Annotated in this window: 9 protein-coding genes; all 9 read left to right on the top strand. The window is 56.6% G+C overall.

Features of this window, described 5'->3' with window-relative positions; all coding sequences use genetic code 11:
- Position 1 precedes the first annotated feature (1 nt).
- The 9 genes from HMPREF2749_RS05910 to rpsG all read left to right on the top strand — a co-directional run bounded on the left by HMPREF2749_RS05910 (position 2) and on the right by rpsG (position 19,343).
- Positions 2-1,222: an MFS transporter gene (locus HMPREF2749_RS05910; RefSeq protein ID WP_049347292.1), complete on the top strand. Its 1,221-nt coding sequence runs from the start codon at positions 2-4 to the stop codon at positions 1,220-1,222.
- A gap of 286 nt (positions 1,223-1,508) precedes the next feature.
- A complete protein-coding gene (gcvP, locus tag HMPREF2749_RS05905) occupies positions 1,509-4,349 on the top strand; it encodes an aminomethyl-transferring glycine dehydrogenase (RefSeq protein WP_049356342.1) in 2,841 nt (946 codons plus the stop codon).
- 172 nt (positions 4,350-4,521) lie between these two features.
- On the top strand, positions 4,522-5,640 hold the full coding sequence (gene gcvT / locus HMPREF2749_RS05900; RefSeq protein ID WP_070593732.1) for a glycine cleavage system aminomethyltransferase GcvT: 1,119 nt from the start codon (positions 4,522-4,524) through the stop codon (positions 5,638-5,640).
- A 276-nt stretch (positions 5,641-5,916) separates the two neighbouring features.
- Complete coding sequence (locus tag HMPREF2749_RS05895) at positions 5,917-7,413, top strand: L-serine ammonia-lyase (RefSeq protein ID WP_070593731.1); 1,497 nt, start codon at positions 5,917-5,919, stop codon at positions 7,411-7,413.
- A 257-nt stretch (positions 7,414-7,670) separates the two neighbouring features.
- The gene (gene rpoB, locus HMPREF2749_RS05890) at positions 7,671-11,177 is read left to right on the top strand and encodes a DNA-directed RNA polymerase subunit beta (protein ID WP_070506927.1); all 3,507 of its coding nucleotides are present in this window, start codon (positions 7,671-7,673) and stop codon (positions 11,175-11,177) included.
- A 110-nt stretch (positions 11,178-11,287) separates the two neighbouring features.
- Positions 11,288-15,190 (top strand): DNA-directed RNA polymerase subunit beta', encoded by a 3,903-nt coding sequence (locus HMPREF2749_RS05885; RefSeq protein WP_049349245.1) that lies wholly within the window; start codon positions 11,288-11,290, stop codon positions 15,188-15,190.
- A 521-nt stretch (positions 15,191-15,711) separates the two neighbouring features.
- Complete coding sequence (locus HMPREF2749_RS05880) at positions 15,712-17,817, top strand: neutral/alkaline non-lysosomal ceramidase N-terminal domain-containing protein (protein ID WP_049349247.1); 2,106 nt, start codon at positions 15,712-15,714, stop codon at positions 17,815-17,817.
- 681 nt (positions 17,818-18,498) lie between these two features.
- Positions 18,499-18,873: a 30S ribosomal protein S12 gene (gene rpsL, locus HMPREF2749_RS05875; protein WP_005504939.1), complete on the top strand. Its 375-nt coding sequence runs from the start codon at positions 18,499-18,501 to the stop codon at positions 18,871-18,873.
- On the top strand, positions 18,873-19,343 hold the full coding sequence (gene rpsG / locus HMPREF2749_RS05870) for a 30S ribosomal protein S7 (RefSeq protein ID WP_005504941.1): 471 nt from the start codon (positions 18,873-18,875) through the stop codon (positions 19,341-19,343). Before rpsL ends, rpsG begins: the two co-directional genes overlap by 1 nt.
- Positions 19,344-19,364: the final 21 nt, after the last annotated feature.

Below are 19,364 nucleotides of genomic sequence, written 5' to 3'. Positions count from 1 at the left end.
TATGAGCACCCCTGTTGCACCGAGCTACGACCTGAAGAATGGTCAGCTCCGTAACGTTCTGCTGGCAACGTTCATCTCGACCATTGGTTTCTGGGCATGGACCATCGTTGGCCCGCTGGCGAAGATGTACGCAAAGCAGATGCACCTGGACGCTGGTATGACCAGCCTTCTGGTTGCTATGCCGATTTTCATCGGCGCTATCGGCCGTATTCCCGTTGGTGGTCTGACTGACCGCTACGGTGGTCGTATTATGTTCACCGCTGTTCTGGCGATTAGCGCACCCCTGGTCTTCCTGGTTGGTGTTGCTGGTCAGATGAACTCGCTGCCCATGCTGCTTGTTGTGGCGTTCTTCCTGGGTATTGCGGGTACCGTGTTCGCTGTGGGTATTCCCTTCAGTTCCGCATGGTATGACGCTTCCAAGAAGGGTTTTGCGACCGGTGTGTTCGGTGCCGGCATGGTGGGTACTGCAATTTCTGCATTCGCTACCCCCCGCCTGGTGCAGGGTATTGGTTACTTCCAGACTCACGTTCTGATTGCTGTTATCTGTGCTGTAACCGCTGCTATCTCTTTCTTCTTCTTGAAGGATTCTCCGGCAACCATCGGCCGTGAGGTTACTCCGCTGATGCCGAAGATTGTTCAGGCATTCAAGGTGAAGACCACTTGGCAGCTGTGCTTCCTCTACGCTGTTGTGTTCGGTGCGTTCGTGGCATTCTCGAACTACCTGCCCACTTACCTGAGCAACATCTACAACTTCAACGCTAACGACGCTGGTATGCGTGCGGCTGGCTTCGCGGCTGCTGCCGTGATTGCTCGTCCCTTCGGTGGTGTGCTGGCTGATAAGTTCGGTCCGAAGATTATCACCCTCATCTCCCTGGGTGGTGTGGTGATCCTGGCAGTTATTACCGCGTTCCAGCCTGATGCTGAGCACGTGTATGGTGCTGTTTTCATCCTGATGGCTGCTCTTCTGGGTCTGGGCCACGGCTCGGTCTTCGGCTGGGTGGCTCGTGCGGCTGATCCGAAGAACGTTGGTGCGGTGTCCGGTGTGGTTGCTGCTGCTGGCGCTCTGGGTGGTTTCTTCCCGCCGCTGGTGATGGGTGCAACCTACAACCAGGCTGAGAACAACTACTTCATCGGTCTGATGCTGCTGGCCGTGACCGCGTTCCTCGCCTTCCTGTCGGCATTCCTCGTGCCGCACGGTGGCAAGCCTAACCACGCTAAGTAGGGTCTTCTAGTACATCCTTCTGCAGGGTGTATATGAAGTTTGCTTTGACTGAGTCCGGCTCGTTTTCTCTTCGGAGGGAACGAGCCGGACTTTGTGCTTTTCTGCTGTTTTGTCCTCTAACAGGGGTGGGCTTTGGCGGGGCAGAAGAGTTTGATGTTTGGGCATGTCGAATGTTGGTAAAGCTGGCGAAACTTTGTGGAGATGTGGGACACTTTAAAGTGTTCGACTCGTCGCAATAGCGCGACGTGACCCCTCTACGGTTTGCGCCGACCAATAGGAGAATCCTATGTCCTTTATTGATCGTCATCTCGGCCCCCGTTCCGCAGACGCAGAGCAGATGCTCGAAACCCTGGGATACTCTTCCCTGGATGCGCTGATGGACGCTGTCGTCCCCTCCCAGATTCGCCTTGACGGCGAATTGCAGCTGCCTGCTCCGCTGTCGGAGCATGAGGCTCAGGCAAAGATTGCCGGCTACGCTGCGAAGAATAAGGTTCTCGCCCAGATGATTGGTGCCGGATACTATGACGCTGTAACTCCCGCGGTTCTGCGCCGTAACATTCTGGAAAACCCCGGTTTCTACACTTCTTACACCCCGTACCAGGCTGAGATTTCTCAGGGCCGCCTGGAGGCTCTGCTGAACTTCCAGAACACCGTGATGGAGCTGACCGGCCTGGAGATTGCAAACTCCTCCCTGCTGGATGAGGCGTCCGCAGTGGCTGAAGCAGCTGTCATGATGCACCGTGCAAACCGCAAGGTGAAGAACGGCTTCTTCGCTATTGACTCCCGTTGCCTGCCTCAGGTTATTTCGGTGACTCGTGGACGTGCAGAGATGCTCGGCATTCCTTTCGTGATTACTGATTTCTCTGAGGGTCTGCCCGAGGGTGACCTGTACGGTGTCATCCTGGCGTACCCCGGCAATGAAGGCGATATCCGCGATATTGAGCCGTTGATTAAGGCTGCTAAGGAGCGTAACGCTCTGGTTACCGTTGCTGCTGACCTGCTGGCTCTGACCCTGCTGAAGTCCCCTGGTGAGCTGGGCGCTGATATCGCTGTGGGTAATACTCAGCGTTTCGGTCTGCCTTTCTTCTTCGGTGGCCCCCACGCTGCGTACATGGCTGTTCACAAGGGTATGGAGCGTACCATGCCTGGCCGTCTGGTGGGTGTTTCTAAGGACTCTGCCGGTAAGCCTGCTTACCGTCTGGCTCTGCAGACTCGTGAGCAGCACATCCGCCGTGAGAAGGCTACTTCCAATATTTGTACTGCTCAGGCTCTGCTGGCGATTGTTGCTGGCGCTTACGCGATGTACCACGGTCCTGAGGGCCTGCGCGCTATCGCGAACCGCCTGCACACCAACGCCGCTCGTGTTGCTACCGCGCTGAAGGCTGCGGGCTACGGTATCGCCCACGATACTTTCTTCGACACCGTTGTGGTGGAGGCTGCTGGCCGTGCTGACGAGCTGGTTGCGAAGGCTCTGGAAGCTGGCGTGAACATCCGCCGCTTCGACGAGAACCGTGTTGGTATTTCCGTGGGTGAGTCTCATGGTGAGGAGCTGCTCAAGGGCCTGGTTGAGGCTCTGGGCGGCACCCTGGGTGAGGCAGATGCACAGTACGATCTGCCCGCTGAGCTGCTGCGTACCGATGAGTACATGCAGCACCCGATTTTCCACAAGTACCGCTCCGAGACCGAGATGATGCGCTACCTGCGTCACCTCGCTGATAAGGACCTGGCACTTGACCGCACCATGATTCCGCTGGGTTCGTGCACCATGAAGCTGAACGCGGCCGCTGAGATGGAGCCCATCTCCTGGCCTGAGTTCGCGAACATCCACCCGCTGGTCCCGGAGGACCAGGCAGAGGGCTGGCACGAGCTGATTAAGGATTTGAGCGAGTGGCTGGTTGCTATTACCGGTTACGATGCTATCTCGCTGCAGCCGAACTCGGGTGCGACCGGTGAGTACGCTGGTCTGCGCGCTATCCGTTCCTTCCATGAGGCTAACGGTGACCACGAGCGCGATACCGTCCTGATTCCGCTGTCTGCTCACGGCACCAACGCGGCATCTGCTGCTCTGGCTGGTCTGAAGGTTGCCGGTGTGGCAACTGCGGCTGACGGTTCGATTGATGTTGACGACCTGAAGGCAAAGATTGAGAAGTACGGCCCCAAGGTTGCCGGCATCATGATTACCTACCCTTCCACTCACGGTGTGTTTGAGGAGCAGGTTGCTGAGGTTTGCCAGCTGGTTCACGAGGCTGGCGGCCAGGTGTACCTGGATGGCGCGAACCTGAACGCTCAGATGGGCTTCGCTCAGCCCGGTAAGTTCGGCGGCGACGTTTCGCACCTGAACCTGCACAAGACCTTCTCCATTCCTCACGGTGGTGGCGGCCCCGGTGTTGGCCCGCTGGCTGTTCGTGAGCACCTGGCGAAGTTCCTGCCCGGCGACGCATACCGCGCTGATGCTGAAGGTAAGCTCCCCAACGATGCTGCACTGCCGATTTCTCAGGCGTTCTTCGGTTCTGCCGGTGTTCTGCCGATTAGCTGGATGTACATTGCGATGACTGGTGCTCAGGGTCTGAAGGACTCTTCGCAGTACGCGGTGCTGAACGCTAACTACATTGCGAAGAAGCTCAACGACAAGTACCCGGTGCTGTACACCGGCCCCGGCGGTCTGGTCGCTCACGAGTGCATCCTGGACCTGCGTCAGCTGACCGATCAGTCTCACGTGACTGCTGAGGACGTCTGCAAGCGTCTGATGGACTTCGGCTTCCACGCTCCGACTCTGGCGTTCCCGGTTCCGGGCACCCTGATGGTTGAGCCGACTGAGTCTGAGTCGAAGGAAGAGCTGGACCGCTTCATTGAGGCAATGGAGACCATCTACGACGAGATTATCGAGGTGGCTGAGGGCAAGGTCGCTGTGGATGATTCGGTTCTGCGCAACGCACCGCACACCGTTGATGTGGTGAGCGCTGATGAGTGGGATCGCCCCTACAGCCGTACTCAGGCAGCTTTCCCTGTCCCGAGCCTGCGCGCTAACAAGTACTTCACCTCGGTGGGTCGTATTGATGGCGCTGGCGGTGACCGTAACTTCGTGTGCGAATGCCCCCCGATGGAGGCTTTCGACCTGGAAGCATAAGGAGCCTGTAACGCTCCTGGGTAGGCTGTAGCGGTCTACCTGCCTCACCCGTCCTCAGGTTTCTGGGGGCGGGTGGGGGTCGCCTCCGCAGCGTATCTCGTGTCTGTGGGGGTGAACTAAATCTACGACGATTGAACGATAACAGCACAAGGCTGTGCGTGAGGAGAACCTAATGTCCCCCAAGAAGACCTCCCTGTACCCGGTTCACGAGAAGCTGGGCGCTTCTTTCACCGACTTTGGTGGCTGGGATATGCCCCTGAAGTATGCTAACGACGTTGCTGAGCACGAGGCTGTCCGTACTCGTGCCGGTATTTTCGACCTGTCTCACATGGGTGAGTTCCGTGTGACCGGCCCGGATGCGGGTGCGTTCCTGGATTACGCTCTGGTGTCGAACATGTCCATCCTGAAGGTTGGTAAGGCGAAGTACTCGATCCTGGTCAACGATAAGGGCGGCGTGATTGACGACCTGATTACTTACCGTCTGGGCGATGAGGAATTCATGGTCGTTCCGAACGCTTCGAACATTGACACTGACTTCGCGGCGATGAGCGAGCGCCTGGGCGATTTTAACGTTGAGTTTGTGAATGAGTCGGATCAGACTTCTCTGGTGGCTGTTCAGGGTCCTCGTGCTGAGGAGATTCTGCTGGCTGCTGGCGTGTCTGATGAAGAGGCTGTCCGTGAGCTGAAGTACTACGCTTCGGTACCGCTGACTGTTGCCGGCGTTGATGTTTTGCTGGCTCGTACCGGTTACACCGGTGAGGATGGCTTCGAGCTGTTCGTTCCGAATGAGAACGCTGTTGAGCTGTGGGATAAGCTGGCTGCTGCCGGTGAGCCTTTCGGTATGATTCCTGCCGGTCTGGCTTCTCGTGACTCCCTGCGTCTTGAAGCTGGTATGCCGCTGTACGGTAACGAGCTGGGTCTTGAGATTACTCCGTTTGAGTCCGGTTTGGGTCGCCTGGTTGAGATTGCTCTGGAGAAGAAGGCTGCTAACTTTGTGGGTCGTGAGGCTCTGACTGAGTTGGCTAAGAGTGAATCGAAGCGTATCCTGGTTGGTCTGAAGGCTCAGGCGAAGCGTCCTGCTCGTGCCGGTTCTAAGCTGGTGGATGCTGAAGGTAATGAGATTGGTGAGGTTACCTCCGGTATTCCTTCCCCGACTTTGGGCTTCCCGATTGCTATGGCGCTGGTGAACCGTGAGTTCTCTGAGGTTGGCTCTACTGTGGATGTTGATATCCGCGGTAAGCGTGCTCCGTTTGATGTTGTGGCTCTGCCGTTCTACAAGCGTGAGAAGTAAGAGTTTTTCTGCAGATAATCTGTAGGGTAGAGGCGTCGTGTCCCGTGTGGGCACGGCGCCTTTTCTGCGCCGTGAGGTGGGCGTTGAATAGCGAGGGAGGGCGTGAGGTGTTCTGAACCTTAGTTTGTGATGGTTCTGAAGTGCGTTAGGATTAGAGCGGCCAGTCAAGGGTGATTGTCCGCACTTATAGACCGCAGATTGATGTGTGGTTCCTCCATTCAGGGGCGCGTATCTTTTGGTGCGGTGCACAGACATTATTTATTTGAAGGACAGAATGTGGCTATTAACCAGAGCGCGCCCAGCAGCGCCCAGAAGAAGGCAGAGGCTCTGCCGTATGACATCAGTGTTTTTGAGATGTTCAGCGTTGGTGTGGGCCCTTCGAGTTCGCATACGGTGGGGCCGATGCGCGCTTCGAACCGTTTTGTGGCGGAGCTGATTGATGAGGGTCTGCTGGACCGTGTGACGGGTGTGCATGTTGATTTGTATGGTTCGTTGGCGGCTACGGGTGCTGGTCACGGTACGATGAGTGCTGCGTTGAAGGGCCTGTGTGGTTTTGTTCCGGAGACTATCAATATCGCTGATTCTGAGGCGATGATTGAGCGCAATAGCGTGGATGGTACTTTGCCGCTTGCTGGTTACCCGTCCTCTGCGTACGGTGTGACTGCGCCAGGCGGTGAGGAGCAGAAGGTGTACGGCCCGGTGGTGAAGTACCGTGAGCTGGATATGACTCTGCGCCCTCTGACGGTTCTTCCGCGCCATACGAACGGCATGAAGATCGCGGCGTTTGCCGGTGAGCAGCTGCTGTTGGAGCGTACCTACTATTCCATTGGTGGCGGTTTCATTGTTGAGGGTGATGAGGAGGCGACCGGTGGTGCGTCGCTGATGAACCCTCCGTATCCGTTCGGTTCGGCTACTGAGCTGCTGGAGATGGCGAATGAGGCTGGGTTGTCGATTGCGCAGTTGAAGATGGCGAATGAGTGTTCTCTGCGTTCTGAGCAGGAGGTCCGTGATGGCATCTTGCATATCTACCGTGTGATGAAGGAGTGCATTGGCTCTTCCCTGGCACGTGTGGGTTATTTGCCGGGCCCGCTGAAGGTGCGTTGCCGCGCGGGTGCGTGGCATCGCGATTTGATGGTGGAGGATCCTTCGAAGTCTCCTGAGTTCGCTATTGACTGGGTGAATCTGATTGCTTTGGCGGTCAATGAGGAGAACGCTTTTGGCGGTCGCGTGGTGACTGCTCCGACGAATGGTGCTGCGGGTATTATTCCGGCGGTGTTGCATTATGCGATGAACTACACGCAGGGTATTCGCCATTGCGGTCAGGCTGCTCGTGATCAGGCGGTTGTTGATTTCTTCTTGGCGTCTTCTGCTGTAGGCGTGCTGTATAAGAAGCGCGCGTCGATTTCTGGTGCTGAGGTTGGTTGCCAGGGCGAGGTGGGTAGTGCCTCATCGATGGCTGCTGCCGGTTTGGCGCAGGTGATGGGTGGTACTCCTGAGCAGGTTGAGAATGCTGCTGAGATTGCGATGGAGCACAACTTGGGTCTGACCTGTGACCCGGTGGGTGGTTTGGTGCAGATTCCGTGTATTGAGCGTAATGCAATGGCGGCGTCGAATGCTGTGACGGCTGCTCGTATGGCGTTGCGTGGTGATGGTACGCACCGTGTGTCGTTGGATCAGGTGATTGAGACGATGCGTCAGACCGGTTTGGATATGTCTCACCGCTATAAGGAGACGTCTATGGGCGGTTTGGCTGTGAATGTGGTGGAATGCTAGGTGCATGCCGTGGCAGGTTTGCACTCCTGATGTGGGTGTGGTAGACAGAAAGGCTTTCTTCCTGTATTGTTAGTATTTACGCTTTCCCTAACCTTTGTGCCTTCATATAGCGGTGGGCACGGGCTGAAGGTGACGTTTTTCCGTCCGACTCTATAGCTTCGAGCACCGTTTTATTCGGGGGCTGAGGTTGTCGTGTCGCCGGTAATGTCGCCGGGAGGCTGATTGCTAACAGACATGTCTGTGGAAGGATCCCCATTTTGGTCGCTTCGAGCACCTCGAATCATGACGCCGCTAACGGCGCGGAGAACGTCTCCCGCCGAATTTCATTCGCGAAGATTAACGAACCGCTGAAGGTTCCCAACCTGCTTGCTATCCAGACCGATAGCTTCGACCGCCTCGTGGGTAACGAGCGCTGGGCGGAGCGTCTGGAAAAGGCGCAGGCTGCAGGTGACAATTCTGTCCCCGCCCAGTCCGGTCTGGCTGAGATTTTTGAAGAAATCTCCCCGATCCGTGACTTCCAGGAGACTATGCAGCTCTCCTTCTCTGAGCCTGAGTTTGCTGACCCCAAGTACTCTGTTGAGGAGTGCAAGGACCGCGACGCAACCTACTCGGCTCCGCTGTACATTAAGGCTGAATTCATGAACCTCGCTACTGGCGAGGTCAAGCAGCAGACCCTGTTCATGGGTGACTTCCCCCTGATGACCGAGGCCGGTACCTTCGTTATTAACGGTACTGAGCGTGTGGTCGTTTCTCAGCTGGTGCGTTCCCCCGGTGCTTACTTCGAGAAGGCTCCCGACCGTACCTCCGATAAGGACATTTACTCTGCCCGCGTGATTCCTTCCCGCGGTGCATGGTTTGAGCTTGAGATTGATAAGCGCGACCAGGTGGGCGTGCGTCTGGACCGTAAGCGTAAGCAGTCTGTGACTGTTCTGCTGAAGGCTCTGGGCTGGACCGAGTCCAAGATTCTGGCTGAGTTCGGTCAGTACGACTCCATCCGCGCAACCCTGGAGAAGGACTCCGTTAAGGACCGCGACGAGGCTCTGCTGGATATCTACCGCAAGCTGCGTCCGGGCGAACCCCCGACGGTTGAAGCTGCCCAGGCTCTGCTGGACAACATGTACTTCACCCCGCGCCGCTACGACCTGGCGAAGGTTGGTCGTTACAAGCTGAACCGTAAGCTCGGCGTGGACGTTCCCATGGATTCCCCCGAGGCTTCCGTTCTGAGCCAGGACGACATCGCCCAGATGATTCGTTACCTCTGCGCTCTACACGCAGGCGAGACCACCATCCCCGGTGTTCGTGACGGCGAGGAAATCTCCCTCAAGATTGATATCGACGATATTGACCACTTCGGCAACCGTCGTATCCGCACCGTGGGCGAGCTGATTGAGAACCAGATCCGTACCGGTCTGTCCCGTATGGAGCGTGTGGTTCGCGAGCGCATGACCACCCAGGATGTGGACGCTATCACCCCGCAGTCCTTGGTGAACATCCGCCCCGTCGTGGCAGCTATCAAGGAGTTCTTCGGTACTTCTCAGCTGTCGCAGTTCATGGACCAGAACAACCCGCTGGCAGGTCTGACCCACAAGCGTCGTCTGTCCGCACTGGGTCCGGGCGGTCTGTCCCGTGACCGTGCAGGCATGGAAGTTCGAGACGTCCACCCCTCGCACTACGGTCGTATGTGCCCCATTGAAACCCCTGAAGGCCCGAACATTGGTCTGATTGGTTCGCTGGCGACCTACGGTCGCATCAACTCCTTCGGTTTCATTGAGACCCCCTACCGCGTGGTGACTGACGGCCGCGTGACCGATGAGGTCCGCTACCTGACCGCTGACGACGAGAAGTCTGTTGTTATCGCACAGGCAAACGCACCGCTGAACGCTGACCGCACCTTCGCTGAAAACGAGGTTCTCTGCCGTGCGGGCGATGGTTCTGGCGAAGCTGTTCTGGTTGCTCCCGGCGCCGTTCAGTACATGGACGTCTCCCCGCGCCAGATGGTGTCTGTTGCTACCGCTCTGATTCCTTACCTGGAGCACGACGACGCTAACCGAGCACTGATGGGTGCTAACATGCAGCGTCAGGCTGTGCCCCTGCTGGAGTCTGAGGCTCCCGTGGTTGGTACCGGTATGGAGAAGTACGCAGCACTGGACTCCGGTGACTCCGTGCTCGCGAAGAAGCCCGGTGTGGTTTCCTCCGTGGACGCTAAGACCGTTATCGTCCGTAACGACGACGGCTCTGTCTCCACCTACCCGATCATGAAGTTCTCCCGCTCGAACCCGGGTAACTGCTACAACCAGCGCGTTGTGGTGAAGGAAGGCCAGCGCGTCGAATACCGCGACGTTATTGCTGATGGCCCCTCCACCGACGGCGGCGAGCTGGCACTGGGTAAGAACCTGCTCGTGGCATACATGCCGTGGGAAGGCCTGAACTACGAGGATGCGATCATCCTCTCCCAGCGCATGGTTTCTGAGGACGTGCTGACCTCGATTCACATTGAGGAGCACGAGATTGACGCCCGCGACACCAAGCTGGGCCCCGAGGAGATTACCCGCGACATTCCGAACGTGTCCGAGGATGTTCTCTCGGCTCTGGACGAGCGCGGCATCATCCACATCGGTGCTGAGGTTGAGGCTGGCGACATCCTGGTTGGTAAGGTCACCCCCAAGGGCGAGACCGAGCTGACCCCCGAGGAGCGCCTGCTGCGCGCAATCTTCGGTGAGAAGTCTCGCGAGGTTCGCGACACCTCCCTGAAGGTTCCTCACGGTGAGTCCGGTACCGTCATCGGTATCCGCATCTTCGACCGCGAGAGCAACGATGAGGACGATCTGCCCCCGGGCGTGAACCAGCTGGTCCGCGTGTACGTGGCTCAGAAGCGTAAGATTACCGACGGCGACAAGCTCGCAGGCCGCCACGGTAACAAGGGTGTTATTTCCAAGATCCTGCCGATCGAGGATATGCCCTTCCTGGAAGACGGTACCCCCGTGGACGTTATCCTGAACCCGCTGGGTGTGCCCGGTCGTATGAACATTGGTCAGGTTCTGGAAGTCCACACCGGTTGGCTGGCTAAGCAGGGTTGGAAGATTGAGGGCGAGCCCGAATGGCTCAAGCACATGCCGAACTTCCCGAAGGAATCCGGCCCGACCCGCCTGGCAACCCCGGTGTTCGACGGTGCCCACGAGGACGAACTGTTCGACCTCATGGATCACTCGAACCCGAACCGCGATGGCGACCGTCTGATCAACCGTTCCGGTAAGGCACGTCTGATTGACGGCCGTTCCGGTGAGCCGTTCCCGGACCCGATTTCGGTTGGTTACCAGTACATCCTGAAGCTGCACCACCTGGTGGATGACAAGATTCACGCTCGTTCCACCGGTCCGTACTCGATGATTACCCAGCAGCCCCTGGGTGGTAAGGCGCAGTTCGGTGGTCAGCGCTTCGGTGAGATGGAAGTGTGGGCGCTGGAGGCATACGGCGCCGCATACACCCTGCAGGAAATCCTGACCGTCAAGTCCGATGACGTGGCGGGCCGTGTGAAGGTTTACGAGGCTATCGTGAAGGGCGAGAACATCCCTGAGCCGGGTATCCCCGAATCCTTCAAGGTTCTTATCAAGGAAATGCAGTCTCTGTGCCTGAACGTCGAGGTGCTCTCCACCGACGGCAAGATTATTGAGATGAGCGACTCGGAGGAAGAAGGCTTCCGGGCAGCAGAAGATATGGGCGTGAGCCTGACCCACGACGAGCCTAGCTCCGTCGACGAGGCATAAGCACCGCCTCCTTCTAGGGTGGGGAACCCCGCATGCGCTCGCGTGCGTTGTGGGGTTCCCGCCCGCTAACCCAAGTCTTCAGAAACTTACAGAAAGAGATTAGGACCGATATGTCCAACGAATCTTCGCTTGGTTTGATGCGAATTGGCCTCGCCACCGCCGACGACATCCGTCGTTGGTCCTTTGGTGAGGTTAAGAAGCCCGAGACCATCAACTACCGTACCCTGAAGCCCGAGAAGGACGGCCTCTTCGACGAGCGTATCTTCGGCCCCACCAAGGACTGGGAGTGCTACTGCGGTAAGTACAAGCGCGTGCGCTTCAAGGGCATTGTGTGTGAGCGCTGTGGTGTTGAGGTGACCCGCTCTAAGGTACGTCGTGAGCGTATGGGTCACATTGAGCTGGCTGCTCCTGTTACCCACATTTGGTACTTCAAGGGTGTTCCTTCCCGCCTGGGTTACCTGCTGGATCTGGCTCCGAAGGACCTGGAGAAGGTCATTTACTTCGCTGCGTACATGATCACTAAGGTTGACGAGGAAGCTCGTCACGAGGATCTGCCGATGCTGCAGGCTGCTCACGACCGTGAGAAGCAGGAGCTTGAGGCTGCTCTGAACGCTGACGTGAACGCTATCAGCCGTGAGGTTGAGGCGGAGCTGGCTCGTATTGAGGCAGAAGGCGGCAAGGCTGCTGAGAAGCGTAAGCTGCGTGATAACGCTGAGCGTCAGCTCGCGTCGGTACGTAAGCGTTACGAGCGTGAGGCTGAGCACCTGGATCGTGTGTGGGATCGCTTCAAGAACCTGAAGGTCGCTGACCTTGAGGGTGACGAGGCGCTGTACCGTTCCATGATTGATAAGTACGGCCTGTACTTTGAGGGCGCGATGGGCGCAGAGGCTATTAAGAAGCGTCTGGAGTCCTTCGACCTGGAGGCTGAGGCTGAGGCTCTCAAGGAGATTATTCAGACCGGTAAGGGCCAGAAGAAGACCCGCGCCCTGAAGCGCCTGAAGGTTGTTAACGCCTTCTTGACCACTAACAACTCTCCGCTGGGTATGGTCCTGGATGTCGTTCCGGTTATTCCGCCGGAACTGCGCCCGATGGTTCAGCTGGACGGTGGCCGCTTCGCGACCTCCGACCTGAACGACCTGTACCGTCGTGTGATTAACCGTAACAACCGTTTGAAGCGTCTGCTGGAGCTGGGTGCTCCCGAGATTATCGTGAACAACGAGAAGCGTATGCTGCAGGAAGCTGTGGACTCGCTCTTCGATAACGGTCGTCGCGGTCGCCCGGTGACCGGCCCCGGTAACCGCCCCCTGAAGTCTCTGTCTGACATGCTGAAGGGTAAGCAGGGTCGTTTCCGTCAGAACCTGCTCGGTAAGCGTGTTGACTACTCGGGTCGTTCCGTGATTGTGGTTGGTCCTCAGCTGCAGATGCACCAGTGTGGTCTGCCCAAGCAGATGGCGCTGGAGCTGTTCAAGCCCTTCGTTATGAAGCGTCTGGTGGAGCTGAGCCACGCTCAGAACATTAAGAGCGCTAAGCGTATGGTTGAGCGTTTCCGCCCGCAGGTTTGGGACGTTCTGGAAGAGGTTATTGCTGAGCACCCGGTTCTGCTGAACCGTGCACCTACCCTGCACCGCCTCGGTATTCAGGCGTTTGAGCCGAAGCTGGTTGAGGGTAAGGCTATTCAGCTGCACCCGCTGGTTTGCTCCGCGTTCAACGCTGACTTCGATGGTGACCAGATGGCAGTTCATCTGCCGCTGTCTCCTGAGGCTCAGGCTGAGGCTCGTATCCTCATGCTGTCCTCGAACAACATCCTGAAGCCGTCGGATGGCCGCCCTGTGGCTGTTCCTTCGCAGGATATGATTATTGGTCTGTACCACCTGACTACTCCTCGCGATGGTCAGAAGAACGAGGGTCATGCATTCTCCTCGGTGTCTGAGGCTCTGATGGCGATGGATCGTCATGAGATTGAGCTGTACACCAAGGTGAAGATTCGCCTTGATGGTGACCAGTTTGTTGCTCCCGAGGATTGGGAAGCACCGGAGGGTTACCAGCCCGGCGATTCTGTGCTGCTGGACTGCACTGTTGGTCAGGTTCTGTTCAACCAGGCTCTGCCGAAGGATTACCCCTGGTTCTCTGGCGTGGCAGATAAGAAGGGTCTGGGTAGCCTGATTAATGATCTGGCTGAGCGTTACCCGATGGATGTTGTGGCTCGTGCCCTGGATAACCTGAAGAACTCCGGTTTCTACTGGGCTTCTCGTTCGGGCGTGACCGTGGCTGTTTCCGATATTGCTACTCCTTCTGAGAAGCCGGCAATTATGGAGCGCTACGAGAAGCAGGCTGCTGCAATTGAGGACGACTTCGAGATTGGTACCATCGATGACGAAGAGCGTCGTCAGGAGCTGATTAAGGTTTGGACCGAGGCTACCGACGTGGTTGCAGAGGCTATGCGTGAGAACTTGAGCTCTCACGGTGGTCTGAACACCATTTACCGTATGGTGACCTCCGGTGCACGTGGTAACTGGATGCAGGTCCGTCAGATTGCGGGTATCCGTGGTCTGGTGTCGAACCCGAAGGGCGAGATTATGCCTCGCCCGATTAAGTCCTCGTACCGTGAGGGCCTGTCGGTTCTGGAGTACTTCATCGCGACCCACGGTGCACGTAAGGGTCTGGCTGATACCGCGCTGCGTACCGCTAACTCGGGTTACCTGACTCGTCGTCTGGTGGACGTTTCGCAGGACGTTATCGTTCGCGAGCACGACTGTGGCACTCGCCGCGGTTTGGTTCTGCCTCTGATTGATGAGGATGGCGGTCTGCACCAGGATGTTGAGACTTCGATTCACGGTCGTACCCTTGCGGTTGACGTGAAGGACGAGGCTGGCAACGTTCTGGCTGCTGCTGGTTCCGATGTCTCTGATGAGCTCATTGAGAAGCTCTTCAAGGCAGGTGTGAAGGATGTTCGCGTCCGTTCGGTTCTGACCTGTGAGTCCGCTATTGGTGTGTGTGCACTGTGCTACGGTCGTTCGATGGCTTCGAACGTGCTGGTGGACATTGGTGAGGCTGTTGGTATTATTGCGGCTCAGTCGATTGGTGAGCCCGGTACCCAGCTGACCATGCGTACCTTCCACACCGGTGGTGTGGCTTCGGCTGACGATATTACTCAGGGTCTGCCCCGTATTCAGGAGCTGTTCGAGGCTCGTACCCCCAAGGGTGTTGCCCCGATTTCTGAGGTGTCTGGTCGCGTGACCATTGAGGATACTGAGAAGTCCTACAAGATTGTGGTGACCCCGGACGATGGTTCCGAGCCCCAGTCCTACACTGTTCTGCGTCGTGCAGCTTCTAAGCTGCAGAACGGCGATCACGTTCAGGTTGGCGATCAGCTGGCTACCGGTTCTGTTGATCCGAAGGAGGTTCTGCGTATTCGTGGTCCTCGTGAGGCTCAGAAGCACCTGGTGAGCGAGGTTCAGGGCGTGTACAAGTCGCAGGGTGTGGAAATCCACGACAAGCACGTTGAGGTTATTGTTCGCCAGATGCTGCGTCGCGTGACCGTGATTGAGTCCGGTGATACCGATCTGCTGCCTGGTGAGCTGGTTGATAACATTGCTTTCCAGACTGCTAACCGCAAGGCACTGGCTGAGGGTAAGAAGCCCGCAGCTGGCCGTCCGGAAATGATGGGTATTACCAAGGCTTCGCTGGCTACCGAGTCCTGGCTGTCGGCGGCCTCCTTCCAGGAGACCACCCGCGTCCTGACTCAGGCAGCTATGGAGGCGAAGACTGACCCGCTGCTCGGCCTGAAGGAGAACGTGATCATCGGTAAGCTGGTTCCCGCCGGTACCGGTCTGGCACGTTACAACGATATTGAGGTTGAGCCCAGCGCCCAGGCTACTGCTGAGCGTATGCAGGCTCTGGACACTTTTGGTGGTTACCCGAGCGCATTCCAGATGGATAACGAGGTGTACACTTACGGCAACGGCGGCTTTATGGCTGTTTCGCTGGATGAGTACGGTCGTGGTCTGGACTAAGGCTTCTGCCGTGAGGGGCAGGTTGGAGGTTTAGAGACCCGGCTTGGTCCTTGATAAAGAACGCGGATATTCGAGTTTGTCTCGGGTATCCGCGTTCTTTGTTGTTTAACGAATAGGTGGGGGAGAGGCGACTTTCTTTTAACCGGTACTTTAATATTCTTTATCCTTCAGGGGAAGGTTGCATATTTTTTGCCTAGTGGACGGATTTATTTATGAAAAAATTATTGGAGTGCATGATTTTTCAAACTGGGAAAATTTCTTGAATGGGCAAGAAATTAGATGGCGGTCAAATATTGTGAGACCCCTTGTAATTCGCCCTAATAATGCCATATATAGAATACTTGCTCGTTTTTCTTTGGGTTATATAAAGAATAAATATTCTATATTTGAATAATGCTAATTCAACTTGGAAAGCCCTTTGACTAGGTTCTATTCTTGAAAGCATGCATATCACTCCATTCTCTTCCGGACGGGTGACGAATCAGGGTACCCGACTGTCTTCCGGAGCATCTCGACCTCAGATGTCTGAACAGAATTCCTCCTTGTCTGCAGGGGAGCAAAAGCGCTCCTCTGTTTTTTCGCGTTTTAAGGCACCCACCCACTCTCTTGCTCGCATTGGTGCAGCATGCCTTATTGCGGCTTCCGCAGTTCTTCCTGCCGGTCAGGTTGCGACCGCAGCCCCTGCTTCTCAGAGCTCTAGCGCCACCCCCTACCTGGTGGGTGCGGGTGCGGCGGATATTACCGGTGAGCCCGGTGAAGTCGGCTTCATGGGCTATGGTGACTCTTCCCAGAAGGGTAGCGGTGTGCATACTCGCCAGTATGCTCGTGCTTTTATTGCGGTGGATCGCGCCTCGGGTAAGCGCAACCTCATCGTTGTTCTGGACTCTCTGACCGGTTGGCAGTCTCTGCGTGATGAACTGGTGAAGCGCATCCGTGCAGAGTTTGGCTCCGCGTACGACGAGTCGAACATTATGATTACCGCGACCCACACTCATGCGACTCCGGGTGGCATTACGCACCAGAGCCTGTACAACATTACGACTCTGGGTTTCCATCAGGACACCTTCAATGCCCAGGTGGACGGTTCGCTGAAGGCAATCCGCCAGGCGACCAAGGATCTGGCACCGGGTAACCTGACGATTTCGTCTTCGAAGCTGACCGGTGTTGGTGCTAACCGTTCCCGCGAGGCGTTTAATCTGGATTCTCCCCAGTTGCGTTCTAAGTTGCCCGGCGGTACCGATCCGACCAATATGACTCTGCGTCTGGAGCGCAACGGTAAGACTCGTGCGGTGTTGAACTGGTATGCGATTCATCCGACGTCTTTGACCTCGAAGAATACTCTGATTTCGAGTGATAACAAGGGTTATGCGGAGTATCTGCTGGAGACTCAGGATCATGGTGTTGATCGCAATGTTCCCGGTAGCGGTGATGGTTTCGTTGCGGCGTTTGCAAATGCTAATGCTGGTGATGTTTCCCCGAATACTTGGTTGAGGCCTGGTCAGGGTCCCACTAATGACCAGTTCAAGAATGTGAAGATTCAGGGTGAGAAGCAGGCTAATGCTGTGCGTTCTCAGCTCAAGAGCGCGGGTACTCCGGTGGGTAAGGGTCTGGATTCGCGTATTTCGTACTTCAATTTCTCGGGTATGAACGTGGATGCCAAGTACACCGGTAGCGGCCATAATGAGCGCACCTGCCAGGGCTTCCTGGGTACTCCGTTTGGTGCCGGTTCCACTGAGGACGGCGGTGGTGGTTGGGCTGTTTATAAGGAAGGCTCTGGTCGCCCCTCTATTCTGGGTACTTTGGTGTTCACTCCGAGCGCCGCGCAGGCGCGTTGCCAGCAGCCGAAGGGTATTCTCTTCTCTGCAAAAAATGGAACGATCATTCAGGAAAAGTATCCGGTGCAGATTATGCGCTTCGGTGACTACTACCTGCTGGGTATGCCCGGTGAGTTCACCGGTGCGGTAGGTGTGCAATACCGCCAGGATGCTGCCAAGCTTTTCGGTGTTCCCGAATCGCATATTATTCTGCAGGGCTACACCAACGCCTACGACCACTACGTGACGACTCCTGAGGAGTATGACTCTCAGCAGTATGAAGGTGGTGCGACCCTCTTCGGTCGTTACACCTCCAGTGCGTTCCGTCAGACCATTAATGTTGTTGGAACTTCGCTGAAGAACGGCACTCCACTGGGTATTGGCGACCGTCCGAATGATCGTCGCCCGGTAGCCAGCCTGCAGGGTAAGGTCGTCTACGATACCCCCATGTTTGGTATGCGTTACGGCCAGGTCACTCAGCAGCCTCAGGACGCTATTGCCGGCCGCGAAGAGGTAACGGCTCGTTTTGCTGGTGCTCACCCCAATAACAACATGCATCACGATGGTAGCTACTTCGTGATTGAGCGTCGTGTGGGTAATACCTGGAGGTACTACACCGGGGATAACAACCCGGATACCTTCTTTGAATGGAAGCGCATTGGCGTTTCGGCGTCTCAGGTGACGGTTCGCTGGAAGGTGCCGGCTAATACTCCTAAGGGGCAGTACCGCATCCGCTACTACGGCAATGCTAAGAAGAATTCGAAGACTATCACCCCGTTTGAGGGTCAGACTCGAGTCTTCCAGGTGGCGTAGTCTCTTCCAGGTGGCCTAGCCCAGTAGCTACTGTGGCAGACCAATAACTGAATATTCTCTTGCGGGAGGCGGGTGTAGATATGCGCTCGCCTCCCGTATCTGTTGGGGTCGCCAAGAATCATTGAGAGGTTCTTGGCGGCCTTCTGCTTTAAATTGCGTCAAAGAGGCAAAAGAAACAGAGGTGGTGGAGGAGGCCGCGGGGGAGCGGTAAATCCCAAAGATGTAATTAAGTGAGGTAAATCATCAGTTTTTACCCTTAGATGGGGGCTTAAAAGCAAAGAATCCCTGCTCTGGCGCTAGATTAAGCGGGATTTAACCTGTATAGTCTTATCCGAAGTACTTGAGCTCGGTGCACAAGGATCCACCCCCGGTGGGTTTACGCGGGATATTTCCCGAGGGCACGGGCATGATGAATCAATGGCAGTATGGATACCGTCCTTTGGCGTTGCTTTTTGCTGACGCCTAAATGCCATTTTTAAGCGTGCCCAAAAACTTTTTCACCTCTGATGGTGGGGAATTTTAGCCTTGAGAACTCGCCGAGATGTCGAGGAACCTATAGAAACCAACCGGATATGCATCCGAGCGTTTCTGATAACCGAGAGCACCCATCCAACGTGATGGGGGCCAGTAAGTTTATACGGGATTTTCTAACGAAGAACCCGATCAAGCAACGGAGAAAACGTGCCTACTATTCAGCAGCTGGTCCGTAAGGGCCGGACTCCCAAGGTCGTTAAGACCAAGGCGCCCGCACTGAAGGGCAACCCCATGAAGCGTGGCGTGTGCACCCGTGTGTACACCACCACCCCGAAGAAGCCGAACTCGGCACTGCGTAAGGTCGCTCGTGTCAAGCTCAACGGCGGCGTCGAGGTTACCGCATACATCCCCGGTGAGGGTCACAACCTGCAGGAGCACTCGATCGTGCTCGTTCGCGGTGGTCGTGTGAAGGACCTCCCCGGTGTTCGCTACAAGATCGTTCGTGGCGCTCTGGATACCCAGGGTGTTAAGGGTCGCGGCCAGGCTCGCTCCCGCTACGGCGCTAAGAAGGAGAAGAAGTAATGCCTCGTAAGGGTCCCGCTCCCAAGCGTCCCCTCGTAAACGATCCTGTTTACGGTTCTGCTCTGGTCACTCAGCTGATCAACAAGGTTCTGCTGGATGGCAAGAAGTCCGTCGCAGAGCGCATCGTCTACGGTGCCCTCGAGGGCGTCGAGAAGAAGACCGGTTCTGACCCGGTCGCAACCCTGAAGAAGGCTATGGACAACATTAAGCCTTCTCTCGAGGTTCGCTCCCGCCGCGTTGGCGGTGCAACCTACCAGGTTCCGGTTGAGGTTCGCCCCGGCCGTTCCACCGCTCTGGCTCTCCGCTGGCTCGTTGGCTTCTCCAAGCAGCGCCGCGAGAAGACCATGACTGAGCGTCTGATGAACGAGATCCTGGATGCATCCAATGGTCTCGGTGCCGCTGTGAAGCGTCGCGAGGACACTCACAAGATGGCCGAGTCCAACAAGGCCTTCGCACACTACCGCTGGTAATTCTCCGTTTAGAGCCTGCCG

The sequence above is a fragment of the Rothia sp. HMSC075F09 genome (assembly GCF_001810515.1).
Classification (GTDB): domain Bacteria; phylum Actinomycetota; class Actinomycetes; order Actinomycetales; family Micrococcaceae; genus Rothia.
This window is presented reverse-complemented; position numbering and strand designations above follow the sequence as displayed.